Origin of the sequence: Shewanella sp. AS16 (genome assembly GCF_021412365.1) — a bacterium.
GTDB classification, from domain to species: domain Bacteria; phylum Pseudomonadota; class Gammaproteobacteria; order Enterobacterales; family Shewanellaceae; genus Shewanella; species Shewanella salipaludis.
Genome location: NZ_JAKCLK010000023.1, coordinates 1 through 2549, shown reverse-complemented (window position 1 = coordinate 2549; position 2549 = coordinate 1). Strand labels below are relative to the sequence as shown.

The 2549-nt window shown below is 42.1% G+C and carries 3 protein-coding genes; all 3 read left to right on the top strand.

Annotated elements, in window-relative coordinates; translation table 11 throughout:
• A partial coding sequence (locus LZP73_RS19080; protein ID WP_142911098.1) for a Tn3 family transposase occupies positions 1 to 297 on the top strand: 297 nt, incomplete at its 5' end.
• 956 nt (positions 298 to 1253) lie between these two features.
• A complete protein-coding gene (lsoA, locus tag LZP73_RS19075; RefSeq protein ID WP_113341379.1) occupies positions 1254 to 2294 on the top strand; it encodes a type II toxin-antitoxin system mRNA endoribonuclease LsoA in 1041 nt (346 codons plus the stop codon).
• Positions 2291 to 2549, top strand: a 259-nt coding sequence (gene lsoB, locus LZP73_RS19070) for a type II toxin-antitoxin system antitoxin LsoB (protein ID WP_087673580.1), incomplete at its 3' end; no start/stop codon positions are given. The genes lsoA and lsoB, both read left to right, overlap by 4 nt.

Below are 2549 nucleotides of genomic sequence, written 5' to 3'. Positions count from 1 at the left end.
GGTCAAAAAGGTGAGATAAGAAAACGATATACCGACGGTCAGGAAGATCAACTGGGCACACTGGGGCTGGTCACTAACGCCGTCGTGTTATGGAACACTATTTATATGCAGGCAGCCCTGGATCATCTCCGGGCGCAGGGTGAAACACTGAATGATGAAGATATCGCACGCCTCTCCCCGCTTTGCCACGGACATATCAATATGCTCGGCCATTATTCCTTCACGCTGGCAGAACTGGTGACCAAAGGACATCTGAGACCATTAAAAGAGGCGTCAGAGGCAGAAAACGTTGCTTAACGTGAGTTTTCGTTCCACTGAGCGTCAGACCCCAAGAACTCCAGAACAGCATCCAGACACGCTTTGAAGTAGAAAATAGCACAGAGAGATAACTCTCAGGACAGGATGCCGAACGGCACAACAGAGCGTAAGGAGAAAATGTCACATAAGGCGCTCTTCCGCTTCCTCGCTCACTGACTCGCTACGCTCGGTCGTTCGACTGCGGCGAGCGGTGTCAGCTCACTCAAAAGCGGTAATACGGTTATCCACAGAATCAGGGGATAAAGCCGGAAAGAACATGTGAGCAAAAAGCAAAGCACCGGAAGAAGCCAACGCCGCAGGCGTTTTTCCATAGGCTCCGCCCCCCTGACGAGCATCACAAAAATCGACGCTCAAGCCAGAGGTGGCGAAACCCGACAGGACTATAAAGATACCAGGCGTTTCCCCCTGGAAGCTCCCTCGTGCGCTCTCCTGTTCCGACCCTGCCGCTTACCGGATACCTGTCCGCCTTTCTCCCTTCGGGAAGCGTGGCGCTTTCTCATAGCTCACGCTGTTGGTATCTCAGTTCGGTGTAGGTCGTTCGCTCCAAGCTGGGCTGTGTGCACGAACCCCCCGTTCAGCCCGACCGCTGCGCCTTATCCGGTAACTATCGTCTTGAGTCCAACCCGGTAAGACACGACTTATCGCCACTGGCAGCAGCCATTGGTAACTGATTTAGAGGAGTTTGTCTTGAAGTTATGCACCTGTTAAGGCTAAACTGAAAGAACAGATTTTGGTGACTGCGCTCCTCCAAGCCAGTTACCTTGGTTCAAAGAGTTGGTAGCTCAGCGAACCTTGAGAAAACCACCGTTGGTAGCGGTGGTTTTTCTTTATTTATGAGATGATGAATCAATCGGTCTATCAAGTCAACGAACAGCTATTCCGTTGACAAAAAAACAAGATCTGTACATATTCAAAAAAAACAACGGATTGACCCAATGGCACAGAACCCGTTTAAAGCACTAAATATCAATATTGACAAGATTGAGTCTGCTCTGACGCAGAATGGCGTCACAAACTATTCCTCTAATGTAAAAAACGAAAGAGAAACTCACATATCTGGCACATATAAAGGAATAGACTTCTTAATAAAACTAATGCCATCAGGCGGAAATACCACTATCGGAAGAGCGTCTGGGCAAAATAACACTTACTTTGATGAAATCGCCTTGATTATAAAAGAAAACAGTTTGTATTCAGACACAAAGAACTTTGAATACACCATTCCAAAATTCAGTGATGATGACAGGGCAAATCTATTTGAATTTCTTTCTGAAGAGGGGATAACAATAACAGAAGATAATAATAACGATCCTAATTGTAAACACCAATATATTATGACCACCAGCAATGGTGACAGGGTCAGGGCAAAAATTTACAAGCGCGGCTCTATTCAATTCCAAGGAAAATACCTTCAAATCGCGAGTTTGATTAACGATTTCATGTGCTCAATACTAAACATGAAAGAGATTGTCGAACAAAAAAATAAAGAATTTAATGTTGACATAAAAAAAGAAACTATTGAGTCCGAGTTGCATAGCAAACTACCAAAAAGCATCGATAAAATCCATGAAGATATCAAAAAACAGCTATCATGCTCGCTAATAATGAAAAAAATAGATGTCGAAATGGAAGATTACTCAACATACTGCTTCTCTGCATTAAGAGCCATAGAAGGCTTTATATATCAAATACTTAATGATGTTTGCAATCCATCATCATCAAAGAACCTTGGCGAATACTTCACTGAAAACAAACCCAAATATATAATCAGAGAAATACACCAAGAAACTATAAATGGTGAAATAGCGGAAGTTTTGTGTGAATGCTACACTTACTGGCATGAGAACAGGCATGGTTTGTTTCATATGAAACCAGGAATAGCTGACACGAAGACAATTAACAAATTAGAATCAATCGCAATCATCGATACCGTTTGCCAATTAATAGATGGTGGCGTAGCTAGGTTGAAATTATGAAAAAAGATAAAAAATATCAAATAGAAGCAATAAAAAATAAAGATAAAACTTTATTTATTGTCTATGCTACTGATATTTATAGCCCGAGCGAATTTTTCTCAAAAATCGAATCCGACTTGAAGAAAAAGAAAAGCAAGGGTGATGTTTTTTTTGATTTAATAATTCCTAACGGTGGAAAAAAAGATCGTTACGTCTATACGTCATTTAATGGCGAGAAGTTTTCAAGTTACACATTAAACAAAGTTACGAAAACTG